The following is a 2,939-nucleotide window of genomic DNA, read 5'->3' as shown; positions in this document are numbered from 1 at the left end:
GCGGATTAATTTTGCTTAAAAATTTTGGAGCATTGCCTTGTTGTGCCAGACCAAGCAGCATTCGGCTGGTACAGTAATTGGTGCTGTTATAGACAGAAACAGCCGCAGTCAAAACCACAAAATTTAAAACAGCGGTCACGGTCTGGCTGCCTAAAGAGTCGAAAATCAATACGAAAGGACTACCGCCTTCAGCCATCATATTCCATGGATAAAGCGACAAAATTACGACTAGGCTCAAGATATAAAATAACAACACGCGGTAAACAATTTGATTGACGGCTTTTGGGAGAGTTTTCTGAGGGTTATCTGTCTCTGCTGCTGCAATGCCCACCAGTTCAATTCCACCGAAAGCAAACATAATCATGGCCATAGCCATCACTAAGCCTGTAATACCATTGGGGAAGAAGCCACCGAGCTGCCATAAATTTTGTAAGCTAGACTGGCTATGACCACTACCGCTGGCCAGCAAGTAACTACCAAAAGCAATCATGGCAATAATTGCCACGACCTTAATGATGGCTAACCAGAATTCCATTTCACCAAATAATTTCACGTGCAGTAAATTAATGACATTAATAAAAATAAATAAACCCAAAGCAGAAACCCACGTTGGAATATCAGGCCACCAGTAATGGATATAGAGGCCGACAGCGCTGAGTTCAGCCATACACACTAAAATATTGAGTACCCAATAATTCCAGCCAGACATAAAGCCCGCAAATTTGCCCCAGTATTTATAAGCAAAATGACTAAAAGAACCACTCACGGGTTCATGCACAATCATTTCACCGAGTTGGCGCATCATAAGAAAGGCTATAAGGCCTGCGATGGCATAGCCTAAAATAACAGAAGGTCCTGCGAGTTTGATGGTTTGTGAAATACCGAGGAATAACCCTGTGCCGATAGAACCACCGAGGGCGATGAGCTGAATATGACGATTACTTAAACCTTTTTTCAGGTTTCCTTGTTCAATGTGCTGCATTTTTATTCTTCATCCATGTGAGATAAAGCCCTGAGCCATGATGATGTTTAGTTATTTTTATATTGTCATCGGAGCGGACTTTAATTTTTACGAGTATAATTTTTGCGCAAAAGTTAAATTTCCCTGTACATAAAACTATATGTACAGGGAAATTCTAGAAATCGTTTAAGCTTTAGATACATCTAAAACGCCACGTTTAATTTGGTCGCGTTCAATCGACTCAAATAGCGCTTTAAAGTTGCCTTCACCAAAACCGTCGTCATCTTTACGCTGAATAAATTCAAAGAAGACTGGGCCTAGCATATTTTGAGAGAAAATTTGCAAGAGGAGACGCTTATTACCGTCTTTAGTATTGCCATCCAGCAAAATGCCACGTTTTTGTAGTTCATCAGCAGGTTCGCCGTGGTTAGGCAAACGTTCATTTAGCATTTCATAATAGGTATTGGGTGGAGGTGTCATGAACTTGGCTCCTAAAGCTTTGAGTTTGTCCCAAGTGCTAATCAGGTCATCACAAATGAAGGCAATATGCTGAATGCCTTCACCGTTAAATTCATTCAGGAACTCGGCAATCTGACCATTTCCTTTATCCGAATCTTCATTCAGCGGAATACGGATTTTGCCATCTGGCGCCGTGAGTGCCTTGGACGTCAGGCCAGTATATTCACCTTTAATATCGAAGTAGCGAATTTCTTGGAAGTTGAAAATCTTTTCATAGAAATCAGCCCAATACTGCATACGGCCTTTATACACATTATGGGTCAAATGGTCGATTTCATATAAACCTGTGCCGACAGGATGGGAGGGTACATCATCAAAGAAAATGAAGTCATTTTGGTAAATGTCACAATCGACGAGGAAAATAGGAGAGCCGCCAATCCCTTTAATTGCTGGGATATTCAGCTCCATCGGGCCAATTTGATTGTAAATTGGTTCTGCACCAATTTCTATTGCCTTTTTAAATGCCTTTGCCGCATTCTTGGTGCGGAAACCCATTGCACAGGCAGAAGGGCCGTGTTCTTTATAGAAATAAGCTGCATACGATTCAGGCTGATAATTTAGAATGATATTAATTTTGCCCTGACGCCATAAATACGCATTTTTAGACTTATGCTTTGCCACTTTGCTGAACCCAATGGTTTCAAACACCGCATCTAGCTGACCATCTTTAGAAACAAATTCAATAAATTCGAATCCACACAGTTCTAATGGGTTGGCTAATTCATTCATACAACGTCCTCATTTCTTTTTTAAGCAATCCTATTGCTTATCTTTTTAACGATTCCTTTCAGAGCTAACGGACTGGTCGCTACAATTCTAGAGCGAGAGAGACAAATCCGTTTGTCTGACATGGGGCACCTGTTCAGCAACATTCTCAATGTTGAGTGAACAAGTGTAGAAGTTTTAATTCATCATACTTGATCTAAATTATTATTCAATACGTAATTTAATTACGTAATAAATAAAATTGGTAAACGATTGACCTATAAATTAAATTAATATTATTCATAAAAATATTTTTTAAAACAGGGGGCTTTGTTATACCAAGATTTCAGGATGAAATCAGTGCTATAGGACTAAAATAGAAGGGAAAAATTGGGTATGAAATTTGGCTCATTCAGTGCATCTATTGAGAACAGCTATTTTGAATATCGATTTGAGTCTTGGTTTTGGCTTCATATAAAGATCTAATCTTGTATAATCGATCTCTGTACACGACAAAAATAGATAACTCATTGAAATAATGTCACAATAATTGTTTTCTAACGACGAATACTATGACACATCTCAATGAGTTATATCTTATCTTAAACAAATCTCTAAAATGGAACAAGTCACATTTAAAGTGCTTTGCGCTCATCATGCTTGTGATCATTTTAAAGCAAACATGTAATCTTTCTTCTGCATCTAAAGCCTTGCCCATCAAGTGCTTACCACAATCATTTTATCGACGTATGCA

At 38.8% G+C, this 2,939-nt stretch carries 2 protein-coding genes and 1 pseudogene; 1 reads left to right on the top strand and 2 read right to left on the bottom strand.

The window, feature by feature from the left end:
• Window positions 1–982, bottom strand: a 982-nt coding sequence (locus tag ACNPNW_RS03890) for an amino acid permease (protein ID WP_448766548.1), incomplete at its 3' end; no start/stop codon positions are given.
• 165 nt (window positions 983–1,147) lie between these two features.
• Window positions 1,148–2,209 carry a 4-hydroxyphenylpyruvate dioxygenase gene (gene hppD, locus ACNPNW_RS03885; RefSeq protein ID WP_005005966.1) on the bottom strand — a complete coding sequence of 354 codons (1,062 nt, stop codon included), beginning with the start codon at window positions 2,207–2,209 and terminating at the stop codon, window positions 1,148–1,150.
• Between the two features lie 548 nt (window positions 2,210–2,757).
• Between hppD and ACNPNW_RS03880 the strand changes: the two are divergent.
• Window positions 2,758–2,939: pseudogene (locus ACNPNW_RS03880) on the top strand (IS4-like element ISAba33 family transposase); the annotation flags it as partial.

The sequence above is a fragment of the Acinetobacter endophylla genome (assembly GCF_053543775.1).
This window is presented reverse-complemented; position numbering and strand designations above follow the sequence as displayed.

Bases quoted from the DNA above. Each gene is read 5' to 3' on its own strand.
- hppD (WP_005005966.1), bottom strand. From the start codon at position 2,209: ATGAATGAATTAGCCAACCCATTAGAACTGTGTGGATTCGAATTTATT.